This window comes from Mycobacterium sp. AZCC_0083 (assembly GCF_014202335.1).
Lineage (GTDB): Bacteria > Actinomycetota > Actinomycetes > Mycobacteriales > Mycobacteriaceae > Mycobacterium.
The window spans coordinates 370587-385557 of the sequence record NZ_JACHGP010000004.1; the positions used below are offsets into that span (position 1 = coordinate 370587).

Consider the following 14971-nt stretch of genomic DNA (forward strand, 5'->3'; position numbering starts at 1 on the left):
TCGCGTCAGACCCGGCCGGCCGAGTACGTGGCTGCCTGGTCGACCATGCCGATCGCCGTGTAACTGGTGTGTGCGGCGCCGTCGTCGCCGTCGGAACAGATCGGGTCACCGGGTGCGCACAGCTCGATGGTCTTGGCTGCGTAGAGCGGACCGATGGTGACCGGGGGCGAATCGATGGCCTCCATGAATTGCTGGTCCGGCTTGCCGAGGAGCGCGACGGCAGCGACGTGGTCCGCGACGTCGGCGGGCATCGGCTGCGGCACATCGGACGGATCGACACCACCCGGGACGCCATTCGCCGTGACGAAGCCCATCACCGCCGCGCCTTGCGAGTAACCGGCAAGCACCAGTTTGGTTTTCGGGCAGTTTGTCGCCATGTTCTCGACGTGGTTGCTCGCATCCCTGATGCCGTCGACCGCGGTGGGGAAGTCGGTACTCGCCGGATACACGACGGCGTACACGCCGAGCGACTTGGCGCCGAGCTTGGAACGCAACGCGTTGACGAAGTCCTCGCCGACTTCGCCGAGGCCCTGTGGCGCGAACGTGCCGCGCGCGAAGGTCACCTCGACGTCGGGGCATGGGGCGGCACTCGCTGACGGAAGACCCAGCGGTGTGATGAGAAGCGTCCATCCGGAGGCCACTGCTGCACCGGCCAGCCGGACGAGGTGGCGTGCTGTCATCGCACCATGCTGGCACAGGTCGCCATGTTCGCTCGCGCGACGGAGCTCACCCTCCGAGCCGACGATCAGCCGGAACCGTCGATCGCTTCCTGCATGCCCCGGGTCGCGAGCACGTCAGCCAACTCGTTGTCGGCGACGCCCGAGTGCCCCTTCACCCAGAACCACTCGACCTGGTGCCGCGCGCAGGCCGCCTGGAGGCGCTTCCACAGGTCGACGTTCTTCACCGGCTGCTTCGCGGCGGTCTTCCAGCCGTTGCGTTCCCAGCCGAGCACCCACTTGGTGATGCCGCTGCGCACGTAGGTGCTGTCGGTGTACAGGTGCACCACCACCGGTCTGGTCAGCGCTTCGAGCGCCATGATCGGCGCGGTCAACTCCATCCGGTTGTTGCTGGTCTCGCCGGGCTCGCCACCGCACATCTCGCGGACGTGCTCCCGCTGCCGCAGCACCGCGCCCCAGCCACCAGGGCCTGGATTGGGTCTGCACCCGCCGTCGGTGTGGATGACCACCACGTCCTTGATCGATTCGCCCACGAGGTTCAGTTCCCCCGTGCCTGCCGGAGCAGCCGCACGGCGCGCGGCCCGACGCCATGAAGGGTGAGGAGTTCCCCGAGGTCGGCGGGCAGGTCCGCGAGGGCGTGGTAGCCGGCATCGAGCAGCGCGCCGGTCGCGGGCCTGCCGATCCGGATGCCGTCGAAGACGGGGCCACGGTCCTCGGCGTCGGTCATGCGCCGAGGATAGGCACTGCGGCGGGCAGTCGCCTCAGCGACGCGCGGGCGTCGAGATCATCGCCGATCGGACCGACATCCCGAGCGTGTGATGGTGCAGCGTGGTGATGCGGCGCCCCCGCTGCACCGCGTCCTTGACCGGTGTCGTGTGGTCACCGAAGAACGCGGCAGTCGCGTCGACGTCATCGACGACGTACGTGATCCCCCAGAGAGTCGACGGACCCGCGCTCGCCGTGCCAGGCGAACCGACGACCTCGACGATCACCTCGCCCAACCGGAAGAAGATCTGGCGGATCGCCTGCCCGCCGAGTTCGGCGTCCCGTTCCCGGCGCGGGTCCACACCGATGGCGGCCAGCGCTTCGACCGTCCGACTCAGGTCGGGTGACATCAGCACGACGTGGTCGATCGCCGTGACGCCGTTCGCGTGCGTGATCGGCGTTGCAGTGACCGCGGTTGATTTCTTCGTGGGCACGCCATCGAGGTCATCGAGCGTGTTGTCAGGCGGCAGGCCGCCCAACGACCACCCGACGATGCCGGTGCCGGTGTCCGATGTCGCCGCCGGGGCGGCTCCGGTGTCACGCCCGGCCAGCCTGATGCCGACGCCGCCGATCCTGCAGACGGCATCGCAATCGACCGTGAACCCGGCTCGTGTCCAGGCGTCGACGGGATCGGCGACATCGAGTTCGTCGATGGTGACCACGGGTCAGTGCTGCCAGCTCTTGTAGGTGAATTCGAGGCTGTAGCCGAAGTCGACGTGGGCGGCTCGGTCGTCGACCTCGCCGTGTCGAAGCCAGAAGAAGATGCGGCCATCGTCTCCGAAGCCCTTGAGGTCGGGATGGCCTGGAGGGCCGGCCTTTCCGTCATAGGCGACCCGGGTCGTGATGCCAAGTGGTTCGAGTGCCGCAGTGTAGAAGTCGATCGAACGGTCGATGTCGCTCACCGAGATGAAGACGTGGTCGAGCATGGTGTTCAGAGTAGTTCCAGGCGTACCGCTCGAGCCCAGGGCCAGGGCAAACCAACGACGAGATGCCACGGCGATGGCATGAACGTCGGTATCACGCCGCGATAGGCGGTGTGAATCATGCGGTCGAACTGCTTGGCAAACCCGTTGTGCTGCACGATAAACACCGTGAATGACGTGATTGACGACGTTGCCTTCCTCGACGCGGGACGTGCCGTATAGCTTCTGTCGGGTGGGTTCACCAGTCTCGACGCCGGAGTCGCAGGCACCGAGTCGACCGCGGTGGTACGTCAGTTCTGCTCCACCTCGTCAGAGGCTGACGGTGATCGCCGTCGAAACGTTGGCGAGCCTGGTGGCGCTCGTGATCGTGGCGGCGCTGACGGCCGTCACCCACGATCCGTGGTTGATCCCGCCACTCGCTGCGAGTATGGCGTTGGTCGTCGGGGGCGCCCACTTTCCGCTGTCACAGCCCCGCAACGTGATTGGTGGGCACGTGATGTCGGCGATCGTCGGTGTGCTCGTCGGCATGATCGGCATCGATTCGCTGTGGGCCGGTGCGCTTGCCGGAGCGTTGGCCCTCGGCACGATGAAGCTGCTGCGGATATCGCACTCCCCGGCCGCCGCGACGGCCATGATCGCCGTTGCCCCAGCCATCCCCCGATGGGAGTTCGTCGTCCTGGTCGGGTGCGCGGCGGCGATTCTCGTCGTCGTAGGCCTGGCGGGTAACAAGGTCAACGGTGCCAAGTACCCGCACTACTGGTGGTGACGGCAAATCGGCTCGTGACTCCTGGCTCACCCCTTGATGGCGGGCGGCGGCGGGCCCAAGGTGTCTGCGCCCGACTGGCCCCAGACAGATTGACTACGCTGGCCAGCCACTGAAGAGAGGAGGCTGCGACGTGTCGATCCCACGCGGGGTAGCCCTATTGGTGGCGGGCACCCTCTTCATGGAGATCCTCGACGCCACCATCATCACGCCCGCCATCCCGCTCATCGCCCACTCGTTCAAGGTCGACCCGCTCGACGTCAACCTCGCAATCACCGCCTACCTCGTGACGGTTGCCGTCCTGATTCCCGTCAGCGGGTGGATGTCCGACCGGTTCGGAACCCGGCGCGTCTTCATCGCGGCCATCGCACTGTTCACCCTGGCATCGGTCGGCTGCGCCGCCAGCATCTCGCTCACGATGCTTGTCACCATGCGCGTCGTGCAGGGAATCGGCGGCGCCCTCATGGTGCCCGTCGGACGCCTACTCGTGCTGCGGTCCACCGAGAAACGAGACCTCGTTCGCGCCATCGCACTACTCACCTGGCCGGCACTGGCTGCACCCGTAATCGCACCCATCCTGGGCGGCGCCGTCGCCACCTTCGGCTCCTGGCGGTGGATCTTCATCGCCAACATCCCTCTCGGCATCATCGGATTCCTGTTCGCGCTCAAACTGATCCACGGGAAGGGCGATTCCAACGCGGCGCCACTGGACTGGCGCGGCCTGGCAGCGCTGGGAACCGGGATCGCGGCGGCACTCATCGCCATGGAAGGCATCCGGGTGCAAGGCACCAACTGGGGACACGTGGCGATCGGCGGTGCCGTGGCAGCTGTCGCGCTCACCGTCGCCGTAGTGCACTTGCTGCGCTACCGGTATCCCCTCGTCGAACTACGGGTCCTACGGGTACCGACCTTGCGCATCACGGTGTCCGCTGGGTCCCTGTACCGGCTTGTCATCACCGCGGTGCCGTTCCTCCTGCCGTTACAATTCCAACTCGCCTTCGGGTGGACGCCGCTCGTTGCCGGTTCGCTCGTCGCCGCGCTCTTCGCCGGCAACATCGCGATCAAACCCTTCACCACGCCCTTGATGCGGCGATACGGCATCCGCCGCGTCCTCGTGGTCAACGGTGTGTTGTCCGTCGGGTGTTTCGGCTTGTTGGCTTCCCTGACCGAGAACACCCCCGTGGCTCTGATCGCAGTCGTACTCTTTCTCAGTGGCGCAATGAGATCCACCGGATTCACCGCCTACAACAGCCTGGCCTTCTCCGACGTTGAGGCCGCCGAACTCTCCCACGCAAACACCCTCAACGCCGCAGTCCAGGAATTGGCCGCCGGAATCGGAATCGCCGTCGCCGCAGTCCTCCTCGGCCTCTTCACCCCGCTTTCGCACAGCGCAGGCGAGGCATACCCATGGACGTACCTGACCCTCGGACTACTGATCGCGCTGACCCTCATCGAGACGCTACGGCTGCCCAAAGGAGCTGGGGACGCGGTTGCGCGCCAACCACCGCGATCTCGCTGACCAGCCGATCGTCGAAAGCCTCCGTGACGCGCGGGTGCCAAGTGCACTGGTCACGGACGTCTAGGACCTGCACATGTGAGAAATCTATGAGGATGGTGACTGCGGGCCAGCTAACGCCGACAATGGTCAAATGGCCTCATTGCCGGTGAGTGACGATGGCGTGCGACCCCGTCGCGCCATTCTCGGCCAACTGCCCCGAATGTACCGGGCCGACGGCACCACCATCCGGGTGCTCCTCGTTGACGACGAGCGCGCGCTCACCAATCTGGTTCGGATGGCGTTGCAGTACGAGGGCTGGGACATCGACGTCGCGCACGACGCCCGCGAGGCCGTCGAAAAGTACCGCGCGAACACCCCGGACATCCTGGTCCTCGACATCATGCTGCCCGACATGGACGGGCTCGGAGTGTTGCAACTCCTCAGGGATTCGGGCACCTACACACCCACGCTGTTTCTGACCGCGCGCGACTCGGTGATGGACAGGGTCACCGGTTTGACCGCGGGCGGCGACGACTACATGACCAAGCCGTTCTCCCTCGAGGAGCTGGTGGCAAGGCTGCGCGGACTGCTCCGCCGGTCGGCCTACATGACTCCTGCCGAGGACGAGACCTTGACCGTCGGCGACCTCGAACTCGACGGCGTCAGCCGCGAGGTGACGCGCGGCGGTATGCCGATCTCGCTGACCTCCACGGAGTTCGAGCTGCTGCGATTCCTGATGCGCAATCCCCGGCGCGCGTTGACCCGCGAGGAAGTTCTGCAAAAGGTGTGGAACTACGACTTCGGCGGACGGTCGAGCATCGTCGACCTGTACGTCTCGTACCTTCGGAAGAAGGTCGACGCCGGACGCGAGCCGATGATCCAGACGGTTCGAGGCGTCGGTTACATGCTGCGGTCCGTGGAATGAACCTATTGCGTTGGCGGACATGGACGTTGACCCGTCAGCTCGTCGTCGGGGTGTGCGCACTGGTCACGTTGGTGCTGGTGGCGATGGGCGTGGCGTCGTCGATGACCATGCGGCACTCGCTGACCGGTGTCATCGACAACCAGCTCTTGGCGTCGGCGGACGGTTTCAGTAATTCGGTGACCAAGTACCGGATCAGTCCTGACAACCATGGTCACAAGCCACCGCCGGGAGCGATGAAGCCGCTCACCCAAGTCATCGGTCAGGCACCGAAGAACGTGATCGCCCTGATTCAGAACGGCAAGGTGGTCGATTCGGCGATCTTCCACGACGGCTCAGCCGGTCCGGCTCCCGAGCACGTCGTCGCAGACCTGCCCAAGCTGGCGGCAGAGGGTAGCGGCAAGCGGACCGTCTGGTTGCCCGGTATCGGCGAGTACTTGATGGAGACCCGCCCTGGGGACGGCAACGAGATCCTGGTAACCGCCGTCTCGATGAAGCCAGCCTCGGATGCGGTCGCCAGGGAGACGATGATCGTCGCCGCGATGACGGTGCTCGCCGTGTTCGTCACCGCGCTGATCATGGCCGCTATCGTGCGGTTCGCGCTGCGTCCCCTCGGTCGGGTCGTCTCTACCGCCGCAGAGGTGGCCACGCTGCCGTTGGACCGCGACAATCACCAGATCACGCCACGAGTGCCGCAGCGGGATACCGATCCGCGGACCGAGGTCGGCCTCGTCGGCGACACCTTGAACCGATTGCTCGACAACGTCGAACGTGCGTTGGGCGACGTCGCGGCTTCGGACCGCCGGATGCGCAGGTTCATCACCGACGCCAGCCACGAACTGCGCACCCCGCTGGCCGCCATCCACGGCTACGCGGAGCTGACCCGTCAGGACAGTTCGGTGCTGCCGGAGACCACCGAATACTCGCTCGCCCGTATCGAAGCCGAAGCGCAGCGGATGAGTTCGTTGGTCGCGGACCTTCTGTTGCTCGCGCGGCTCGACGAGGGCGAGGACCTGGACGCCACCGACGTGGACCTCACCGATGTCGTCATCGATGCCGTGAACGACGCCGCAGTTTCGGCGCCGGGCCAGCGCTGGCTGACCAATGTGCCAGACGGTGCGGTGTGGGTCGCGGGCGATCGGATGAGGCTTCATCAGATGCTGGCCAACCTGTTGTCCAACGCGCGCACGCACACCCCGGACGGCACGACCGTGACGACGGGAATCGCCACGGGACGAGCCGATGACGGAGCGGGGTACGTGGAGCTGACCGTCACCGACGACGGTCCGGGAATCGATCGGGAAATGTTGCCGCACTTGTTCGAACGGTTCGTCCGAGCCGATGAGTCGCGGTCCCGGCAGTCCGGCAGCTTCGGGCTGGGACTGTCCATAACCGCGTCGATCGTCGAGGCTCACCACGGAACCATCGCGGCAGAATCAGGCGAAGGAAGGACGACCTTCAGGGTGCGTCTTGCGACGGTTCAACTAGGGCTTCAGCACGCCACGTCCAGGTAGACCGTCTTCGAGGTGACGGTGGTGTTGATCGAGCCGCCGCCCCTGGAGTCCTGTGTGGAGAAGGTCTGTCCGGGGCGGATCGAGCGGACACTGCACTCCGACAGCGGTTTGTCGCCGGTCCGGTTGATGGTGACGTCGAAGCCGTCGGCCTGGAGCTTCTGGACGGTTTGATCGACCTGCGACGGCCCGGTGGGTGCCGCGGAGGCGACTGCGGTGAGACTGACTACCGACGAAGCCATTATGCCCGCGGTAATTCCAACAGCCACAAGATATTTCACGTCCCGACCCCTCAATTGGATGATGTGCGTACACATTCCAATGTAGGATCGATTCCCGCTTTGGCCCGCAGCTCATTTCGAATTCAAAGATTTGTATTCGCTATGTGGAACTAGCGGTTTGCGGTGCGGCGTTGCAGCAGCACCGAGAACGTCAGCACCACGATGCCTGCGACCGCGAGCAGCGCTCCGGCGGCCGCGGGCGCGGTGTAGCCGTAGCCCGCGGCGATCACCATGCCACCGATCAGGGCGCCCGCCGCGTTGGCGACGTTGAGCGCCGAGTGGTTCAGCGCGGCGGCAAGCGTCTGGGCGTCGTGCGCGACGTCCATCAGTCGCGTCTGCAGCGCGGGCCCGATCGCCGAACCCGCCGTGCCGATGAGGAAGAGCCCGGCCATCGCCGTCCACGGGTTGTGCGCGGCGAACACGAACAGCGCGAGCACGATGCCAAGCGCGGTGATCGAGACGTACAGGCCACGGATCACCGAGATGTCGGCCATCCGTCCTCCGAGGAGATTTCCGACCACCATGCCGACACCGAAGACCATGAGCGCCACGGGAATCAGTGCCCGCGGCAGGCCCGCTACGTCGGTCAGCGTCGTGCTGATGTAGGTGTACACGGCGAACATGCCGCCGAAGCCGACCATGCCGACCAATAGCGCCAGCCACACCTGCACCCGCTTGAGGGCGCCGAGTTCGGTCAGCGGACTCGTCACGTGCATCGAGCGCATGTTCGGCAGCCAGAACCAGATGGCGGTCAGCGTGACGAGACCGACCACGACGACGAGTCCGAATGCGCTGCGCCAGCCGAATTGCTGGCCGAGCCACGACGCAATCGGAACGCCGAGCACCGTCGCCACCGTCAGGCCGGTCAGCACGTGCGCGACGGCCTTGGCCCGGTTCTGCGGCCCCATCAGGTGGGCAGCGACCAGAGCGGCGATGCCGAAGAACGCTCCGTGCGGCACGCCTGCGACGAACCGGGCGGCCACCAACGTGCCATACGTCGGCGCCACCACGCTCGCGAGGTTGCCAAGCGTGAAGAGCGTCATCAGGCCAAGCAGCAGCGTCTTGCGCGGTACCCGCGCGGTCAGCGACGCGATGAGCGGTGCCCCGATCACCACGCCGAGCGCGTAGGCGGAGATGACGTGCCCGGCGGTCGGTTCACTGACGCCAAGGCTGCCAGCGATGTCGGGCAGCAGGCCCATGGCGACGAACTCGGTGGTACCGATGCCGAAGCCGCCGATCGCGAGCGCCAGCACCGCCAGCCATCGGACGGTGGGGTCAGGCGCCACGACGGACTGCGGGCGGGTAGGACGATCCAGGGAGCGTGTCACTCGCCCAAGGCTAGGCCTACTTAGAACTTTCTTCAACTTATCTTTCGCCTTTTTAGGGCGAAAGTGGCGTGGCTTACGTTTTGCGTGGTTCAATCGAAGAATGGCCACCGCGGGCGACGTCTTCACCCTGATCAGGGATCGCCGCGACACCACGCGCACGGAGATCGGCCAGCTCACCGGGCTGTCGCGTACCGCGGTCGCCGCGCGCATCTCGACGCTGGTGGCCTCGGGGCTCGTCATCGAGCGCGAGCAGGCGCCGTCGACCGGCGGCCGTCCGGCGACGCTGCTCTCCTTCAACGCCGACGCGGGCCTGGTGCTGACGGCGGCCATCGGCATCAGCCGCACCCGGCTGGCGGTGTGCAATCTGGCCGGCGACGTGTTGTCGACGAGCGACATCGACCAGGAGGTCGCCCTCGGACCCGACGACCTGATGCCCGACGTGGTGAAGCGACTCGACCTGCTGCTCGACGATCACCGCGACGTTCCGATCTACGGTGTCGGGCTTAGCCTGCCGGGAACCGTGGACCGCGAACGTGGGTGCAGCAGGGACTCGCCGATCCTGCGCGGCTGGGACGGCGTGGATCTGCGGCCGTACTTCCTTGAGCTGAAGCGTCTTTCGGGTGTCCCGGTGGTGCTCGACAACGACGCCAACGCCGTCGCGTTGGCCGAGCGGGGCGGCGATCGTCAGCGCTACGACGACGTGCTGGTGCTGAAGGTCTCGACGGGGCTTGGTGCGGGCATCATCGCAGGCGGAGTGTTGCAGCGTGGCGCCAATCAGGCGGCGGGGGAGTTCGGGCACAACAAGATCGCTGCGGCGCAAGGGCTTCCGTGCCGATGCGGTGACACAGGTTGCCTCGAGGCCATCGCCGGTGGCTGGGCGGTGGTGCACGCGCTGCAACAGCAGGGGCATGCGGTGCGGCACATGCGCGACGTCGTCGAGCTCGCCAATGGCGGTGACGCGGAGGCACGTCGCATGATCCGCGACAGCGGCAGGTACGTCGGCGAGGTCGTCGCGGCCGCGGTGAACCTGCTCAACCCCGCCGTGCTCGTGGTGGCAGGCGATCTGGCGGGCGCCTACGAGATCTTCGTCGCCGGACTACGGGAGACGTTGTACGGCAACGCCACTGCCCAGGCGACCCGCACACTCGTGGTGGTGCCAGCCGCGCACGGTGACCGATCGGCGACCGCCGGAAGCGCGGTCATGGTGCTCGACCAGGTGCTCGGACCGCGCGCCGTCGACGCGCTCATCGGCTGAGCAGGCCCGCCATGATGACGTCGAGCGCTTCCCGGAGTGTGGTCTCGAAGTCCAGTTGATAGGGCTGCAACGACGGATCCATCTCGTACGCCGCAACCACTGCTTGCGGGGCGTGGGCGTGCGTCCACACCGAGGTGACCATCAGCGCGGCGAGCATCGCGAATCTGCCTGCGTCCTGGGCGCCGAGCTCGGGAAGGTGGCGGGCCACCATTTCGGTGAGTCGACCGACGTTGGCGATCGAGGCGCGCTTGTACCCGAGCACGGTGCCCGTCGAGATGTTGTGCTCCAGCACGCCTGCCTGCGCGCTCAGCAGGTCGCACAGCACCGGTCGTTCGGCCAGTGAGGTGGTGATGACGGCGACGATCCGCTCGGCCCGCGTCGGTGTGGGGTCGGTCGGAGACACGGCATCGGACAGCTTGGATTCCAGGTCGATCACCCACTCGGACAGCGCTTCGGCGCACAGTTCGAGCAGGATGGCCTCGCGCGACTCGAAGTAGCGCAGCACGTTCGACTTGGCCATGCACGACTTGCGGCTCAATCCGTTGAGCGTGATTTCGGCCACCGGCATCTCGTCGAGCATCGCCCGAGCCGTGTCCAGGATCGTCGTACGACGGACTTCCCGCTGCTCAGGGCTGTGGGCGCGGACGAAGGACATCACGTCACCAGCATAAGCTACCGCCGGTCTCTTGCCTAGAGACCGGTGGTCTGTTAGCGTCGGCAGCGCTAGAGACCAGCGGTCGCTAAGTGCGGCCGGCAATCGGATTGGGGAGAGATGTATCAGGTAAGCGATCAGACCGGCCGCCGCTTCGTGATCACCGGCGCCAACAGCGGCACCGGCATGGAGGCGACGCGTCGCATTGCCGCGGCGGGCGGCCACGTCGTGATGGGCGTGCGCAGCGAGGACAAGGGCCATGCGGCCGCCGCCGAGATCCGTCAGGACGTGCCAGGCGCGTCGCTCGAGGTCCGGCGCATCGACCTCGCCGACCTCGCCAGCGTGCACGCGTTCGTCGACGGGATCCTGTCGGACGGCCAGCAGCTCGACGTGCTGATCAACAACGCGGGCGTGATGGCGGTGCCGAAACGGATGCTGACCGCTGACGGCTTCGAGCTCCAGTTCGGCAGCAACTTCCTCGGGCCGTTCGCCTTGACGAATCTGCTTCTGCCGCATCTGCTCTCGTCGGCATCGCCGCGTGTGGTGACCATGGCGAGTGGCGCGGCCAACTTCGGCCGCATCAACTTCCGCGACCTGCAGTTCGCTGAGTCCTACAGCCCGGCAAGGGTCTACGCCCAGTCCAAGCTCGCCGACCTACTGCTGGGGCTGCACCTCGCGCGGGTCGCCGAGGATCGTGGCTGGAACCTGTTGAGCACCATTGCGCATCCTGGCTACACACGGACCAACCTGCAGAGTGCGGGGCCGAATCTGGGGCGCACCACCAAGCGGTTCAACCCGCTTACCGACCTGCCGATACTGCCGTCGCAGGACGTGGTCACCGGAACCGAGCCGCTGTTGTTCGCCGCCACGGAACCGGGTGCCCGGCAGGGTGCGTACTACGGGCCCCGTGGCTTCGGCGGGCTGGTTGGCGCGACCAAGAAGGTGGAGTTGCCGCGGTCCGCGCGTGGCGTCGACCTCGCGTCGTCCCTGTGGGCGGTCGCGGAGGACCTGACCGGCACCACGCTGCCTATCGAGGTGGCTACACCTTCGCGATGACGTTCTCCGCGAACCGCTCGAGCTTGCGGATCTTGCTGTCCAGCGGCTGCGTGTCCGGCCCGACGATGTAGGGGATCCGGAAGCCGACCATGACGTCGGTGACGCCCTTGTCCTCGAGGCGCTTGACACCGTCCGGTGTGTACGCGTCGAGCGACATCACGTGGATCTCGAACGGGCCAGTCCGACCCTCTTCCTCTCGAAACTTCTTGAGTCGGTTGATGAGTCGGTCGAGCGCCTCGGGATCACCGAGATCACCGCCGCCGTGCATCCAGCCGTCGTTGCGCGCGGCACGCCGCAGCGCGACGTCGGCGTGCCCGCCGATCAGGATCGGCAGCGGTTTGGTCGGCGCCGGTGTCATCTTGATCTTGGGGATGTCGTAGAACTCGCCGTGGTACTCGAAGTAGTCGCCGGTGGTGAGGCCCCGGATGATGTCGATGCACTCGTCCATTCGCTTGCCCCGCTTGGCGAATGGGACGCCCATGAGCGCGTAGTCCTCGGGCCAGGGACTGGTGCCGACGCCGAGCCCGAGCCGGTTGTCGAACAGCGCAGCCAGCGAGCCGGCCTGCTTGGCCACCAGCGCGGGCGGCCGGATCGGCAGCTTGAGCACGAAGATGTTGAAGTGCAGCCGCGTCGTCACCGCGGAGAGCGCCCCGATCAGCGCGAACGTCTCGATCATCGCCTTGCCGTCCAGGAACTCGCGATTGCCGTCGTCGGTGTACGGGTACTTCGCGTCCGACTCGAACGGGTACGCGATGCTGTCGGCGATGGTCATCGCGTGATAGCCCGCGGCGTCCGCCGCCTTGGCCAAAGGGATGTAGTACGCCGGGTCGGTCATTGACTCCGCATAGGTGAACCGCATGAACTCGATACTAGAACACGTTCTAATTCTGCGATGTCGAGCCTGCGGCATGATGGATCAGGTGCGCGCGCCTTGGCTGACCCGGAACGTGCGCGTGCTCTCGGCAGTGTCGTTCCTGCAGGACACCGCCAGTGAGCTGCTCTATCCGCTTCTGCCGATCTACCTGACGGCCGTGCTCGGTGCGCCGCCCGCCGTGGTGGGCGCCATCGAGGGCGCGGCCGAGGGCGCGGCGTCACTGACCAAGCTGGCCTCAGGTCCGCTCGGGGATCGCTTCGCCCGCCGCCCGCTCATCGCCACCGGCTACGGTATGGCCGCCCTTGGCAAGGTCATGGTGGCGGCGTTCGCCGCCTGGCCGGGCGTGCTCGCCGGACGGATGGTGGACCGCCTCGGCAAGGGGTTGCGCGGCGCGCCCCGCGACGCCTTGCTCGTCTCCGACGTTGACCCCGCAGCCCGCGGCCGCGTGTTCGGATTCCATCGGGCGATGGACACCTTCGGCGCGGTGGTGGGTCCACTTATCGGCCTGGCCGGCTACGAATTGCTCGATCACCAGATCGCGCCGCTGCTGTGGGTCGCGGTGATCCCGGCGGTGCTCAGCGTCGCGCTGGTGTTCCTGGCCAGGGAGCCGCGTCGCGTCGTGGCCGCGGTCAGGGTCGGGATGTTCTCCCGGGTCCGCGACCTGCCGGGTGGGTACTGGCGGGTGACGATGCTGCTGGTGGCATTCGCCGTGGTCAACTTCCCCGACGCGCTTCTGCTGTTGCGGCTCAACGAGATCGGCTTCTCGGTCCCCGAGGTGATCCTGGCCTACGTCGGCTACAACGCCGTGTACGCGTTGTCGAGCTACCCGGCAGGCCTGCTCGCCGATCGGATACCGCGCCCCGCGGTCTTCGGCATCGGGCTGGTGTTCTTCGCGATCGGGTACGGCGGACTCGGGCTGACCGACGATCCGCTCGCGGCGTGGCTGCTGATCGGGGCGTACGGCTTGTTCACCGGCTGCACCGACGGCGTCGGCAAGGCGTGGATCTCGTCGCTGGTGGGGTCCGACGTGCAGTCCAGCGCACAAGGCGTCTTCCAGGGCGCGACAGGGTTCGCGGTACTTGCGGCAGGCCTGTGGGCCGGGTTCGCCTGGGGTGAAGACGGCACGCTTCCGTTGCTCGTCTCCGGTGCCGTGGGGGCCGTGTTCGCGGTCGTGCTGTTGGCGGTGGGCTTCCGCGATCGTCAGGCGAAGGGTGGGCTGCCCACGCCGCTCACCCCGTAGATGCCCTGCGGCGTGCGTTCGGTGATGCGGGCCTGCACCGTCCGCCCGCCCACGGTGAGCGACACCTTGGGCTGCTTGAGCACGTCGTCGGGCAGGGCATCGAAAGCCGTTCCCTGCCAGTGGTACAGGCCGTCGATCGGATCGAGATGCCCGATCAGCCGGACCCGTGTGGAGTAGTCGGTCTCGCCGATGCGGAGCACCGCAGGACCGTCATACACCTCGTCGTCATCTTCAAGTGCTCCGTCAGCATCCGTGTCAGCCACGTCCGCGACCGGGCCGGCCATGAAGTGGGTGCGCTTCCACATCCGCCGCGCAATGGGACCCATCAGCCCGATCTCGTCCAGGAATGCGGCCAGCGGCGCGAACCCCATGACCTGTACGTCGTGTCGGTGCGGGCTGCGGCGTGCCATGCGACGCGCGGCTCGGGCGGGGAGGCCGGCGCGGCGGTATTGCACCTTGGCGGTGAACAGGTACCGGAAGAACAGGCCGCCGACGCCGTTGAGGTTGGCCACCCAGAAGCGGCTGATCCACGGCATTTCCGGAACGCGCCTGCGTAGCCCGTCCCGCGCGAACTGGATGTGCCGGGCCTCTTCGGTGACGTGAATTCGCATGAGCCGCTGCACCATCGGCTGCAGTGCGGGATCGTCCATCATCTGGCGCTGCAACGAGTCGAAGATCTCCTCGCCGATCAGCGCGGCCACCCACAGCAACGAACCCTTGAACGTGAGGGGCAGTGCGTTGATGATCATGCGCTGGTACAGCCGGGGTCGCACCGGCTTGGCGCCGACCAGTTCGATGGCCCTGCCGAACATCACCATGTGTCTGGTCTCGTCGCCCAGTTCGGTCAGCGCATAGTGCGTCGCCCGGTCGGTGGGGTCCTTGTGCATCATGTCGCGCAACAACGCCTGGTTGAGGATGTTCTCGAACCAGATGCCCGCCGACAGCGTGTTGACCAGTTCCTGCCGGGACAGCTCGATCTGCTGCTCGCGGGTCATGCCGTCCCACAACGGCGTTCCGTACAGCGACACCACCTTGGGTGGCAGGAAGAACTTGTCGGGATCCAGCGGCGCGTCCCAGTCGATGTCGACGATGGGCTCGTAGGACTTCTTGACCGACCCCTTCAGCAAACGCTCTGAGAACTCTTCGCGCGTAGAAGAGTTGGCTGGCTTCACCGAGGCTGTCATCGTTGACGTCCCTTCGCTGACGTTATGCTCTAAAACGTAATT

At 66.5% G+C, this 14971-nt stretch carries 17 protein-coding genes; 7 read left to right on the forward strand and 10 right to left on the reverse strand.

Annotation, left to right across the window (positions count from 1 at the left end; all coding sequences use genetic code 11):
- Nucleotides 1–5: 5 nt before the first annotated feature.
- The 5 genes from HNP02_RS12135 to HNP02_RS12155 all read right to left on the reverse strand — a co-directional run bounded on the left by HNP02_RS12135 (nucleotide 6) and on the right by HNP02_RS12155 (nucleotide 2368).
- Nucleotides 6–680, reverse strand: coding sequence for a cutinase family protein (locus tag HNP02_RS12135; RefSeq protein ID WP_184438539.1), 675 nt, complete (start codon nucleotides 678–680; stop codon nucleotides 6–8).
- A 65-nt stretch (nucleotides 681–745) separates the two neighbouring features.
- On the reverse strand, nucleotides 746–1198 hold the full coding sequence (gene rnhA / locus HNP02_RS12140) for a ribonuclease HI (RefSeq protein ID WP_184438956.1): 453 nt from the start codon (nucleotides 1196–1198) through the stop codon (nucleotides 746–748).
- 17 nt (nucleotides 1199–1215) lie between these two features.
- A complete protein-coding gene (locus HNP02_RS12145) occupies nucleotides 1216–1404 on the reverse strand; it encodes a helix-hairpin-helix domain-containing protein (protein WP_184438541.1) in 189 nt (62 codons plus the stop codon).
- A gap of 34 nt (nucleotides 1405–1438) precedes the next feature.
- A complete protein-coding gene (locus HNP02_RS12150) occupies nucleotides 1439–2104 on the reverse strand; it encodes a VOC family protein (RefSeq protein ID WP_184438543.1) in 666 nt (221 codons plus the stop codon).
- A gap of 3 nt (nucleotides 2105–2107) precedes the next feature.
- A complete protein-coding gene (locus HNP02_RS12155; protein WP_221317474.1) occupies nucleotides 2108–2368 on the reverse strand; it encodes a VOC family protein in 261 nt (86 codons plus the stop codon).
- 319 nt (nucleotides 2369–2687) lie between these two features.
- Between HNP02_RS12155 and HNP02_RS12160 the strand changes: the two genes are divergently transcribed.
- The 4 genes from HNP02_RS12160 (at nucleotide 2688) to HNP02_RS12175 (ending at nucleotide 7062) form a co-directional block, all read left to right on the forward strand.
- On the forward strand, nucleotides 2688–3131 hold the full coding sequence (locus HNP02_RS12160) for an HPP family protein (protein WP_309241522.1): 444 nt from the start codon (nucleotides 2688–2690) through the stop codon (nucleotides 3129–3131).
- Nucleotides 3132–3309: 178 nt separating this feature from the next.
- Nucleotides 3310–4647: an MFS transporter gene (locus HNP02_RS12165; protein ID WP_184438958.1), complete on the forward strand. Its 1338-nt coding sequence runs from the start codon at nucleotides 3310–3312 to the stop codon at nucleotides 4645–4647.
- A gap of 130 nt (nucleotides 4648–4777) precedes the next feature.
- Nucleotides 4778–5551 (forward strand): response regulator transcription factor, encoded by a 774-nt coding sequence (locus tag HNP02_RS12170; RefSeq protein WP_184438547.1) that lies wholly within the window; start codon nucleotides 4778–4780, stop codon nucleotides 5549–5551.
- A complete protein-coding gene (locus HNP02_RS12175; protein ID WP_184438549.1) occupies nucleotides 5548–7062 on the forward strand; it encodes a cell wall metabolism sensor histidine kinase WalK in 1515 nt (504 codons plus the stop codon). The genes HNP02_RS12170 and HNP02_RS12175 overlap by 4 nt, the downstream gene beginning before the upstream one ends.
- Here HNP02_RS12175 and HNP02_RS12180 read toward each other — a convergent pair.
- Both HNP02_RS12180 and HNP02_RS12185 read right to left on the reverse strand, forming a co-directional pair.
- Nucleotides 7041–7301, reverse strand: coding sequence for a hypothetical protein (locus HNP02_RS12180; RefSeq protein ID WP_184438551.1), 261 nt, complete (start codon nucleotides 7299–7301; stop codon nucleotides 7041–7043). The genes HNP02_RS12175 and HNP02_RS12180 overlap by 22 nt on opposite strands.
- A 149-nt stretch (nucleotides 7302–7450) precedes the next feature.
- Nucleotides 7451–8668 (reverse strand): MFS transporter, encoded by a 1218-nt coding sequence (locus HNP02_RS12185; protein WP_184438553.1) that lies wholly within the window; start codon nucleotides 8666–8668, stop codon nucleotides 7451–7453.
- A 100-nt stretch (nucleotides 8669–8768) separates the two neighbouring features.
- Here HNP02_RS12185 and HNP02_RS12190 point away from each other — a divergent pair, with 100 nt between their 5' ends.
- Nucleotides 8769–9923 (forward strand): ROK family transcriptional regulator, encoded by a 1155-nt coding sequence (locus HNP02_RS12190; protein WP_184438555.1) that lies wholly within the window; start codon nucleotides 8769–8771, stop codon nucleotides 9921–9923.
- On the opposite strand, the gene HNP02_RS12195 is transcribed toward HNP02_RS12190, so the two are convergent.
- Nucleotides 9913–10578, reverse strand: a complete 666-nt coding sequence (locus HNP02_RS12195) for a TetR/AcrR family transcriptional regulator (RefSeq protein ID WP_255506476.1) — start codon at nucleotides 10576–10578, stop codon at nucleotides 9913–9915. The genes HNP02_RS12190 and HNP02_RS12195 overlap by 11 nt on opposite strands.
- A 117-nt stretch (nucleotides 10579–10695) precedes the next feature.
- On the opposite strand from HNP02_RS12195, the gene HNP02_RS12200 reads away from it, so the two are divergent.
- Nucleotides 10696–11631, forward strand: a complete 936-nt coding sequence (locus tag HNP02_RS12200) for an SDR family oxidoreductase (RefSeq protein ID WP_184438559.1) — start codon at nucleotides 10696–10698, stop codon at nucleotides 11629–11631.
- Here HNP02_RS12200 and HNP02_RS12205 read toward each other — a convergent pair.
- Nucleotides 11615–12490 carry an LLM class flavin-dependent oxidoreductase gene (locus HNP02_RS12205; RefSeq protein ID WP_184438561.1) on the reverse strand — a complete coding sequence of 292 codons (876 nt, stop codon included), beginning with the start codon at nucleotides 12488–12490 and terminating at the stop codon, nucleotides 11615–11617. The two genes, HNP02_RS12200 and HNP02_RS12205, sit on opposite strands and share 17 nt — an antisense overlap.
- A gap of 61 nt (nucleotides 12491–12551) precedes the next feature.
- On the opposite strand from HNP02_RS12205, the gene HNP02_RS12210 reads away from it, so the two are divergent.
- Nucleotides 12552–13745, forward strand: a complete 1194-nt coding sequence (locus HNP02_RS12210; protein ID WP_375373660.1) for an MFS transporter — start codon at nucleotides 12552–12554, stop codon at nucleotides 13743–13745.
- Here the strand turns inward: HNP02_RS12210 and HNP02_RS12215 are convergent.
- Nucleotides 13706–14929 carry a diiron oxygenase gene (locus HNP02_RS12215; protein WP_184438563.1) on the reverse strand — a complete coding sequence of 408 codons (1224 nt, stop codon included), beginning with the start codon at nucleotides 14927–14929 and terminating at the stop codon, nucleotides 13706–13708. The two genes, HNP02_RS12210 and HNP02_RS12215, sit on opposite strands and share 40 nt — an antisense overlap.
- Nucleotides 14930–14971 lie beyond the last annotated feature (42 nt).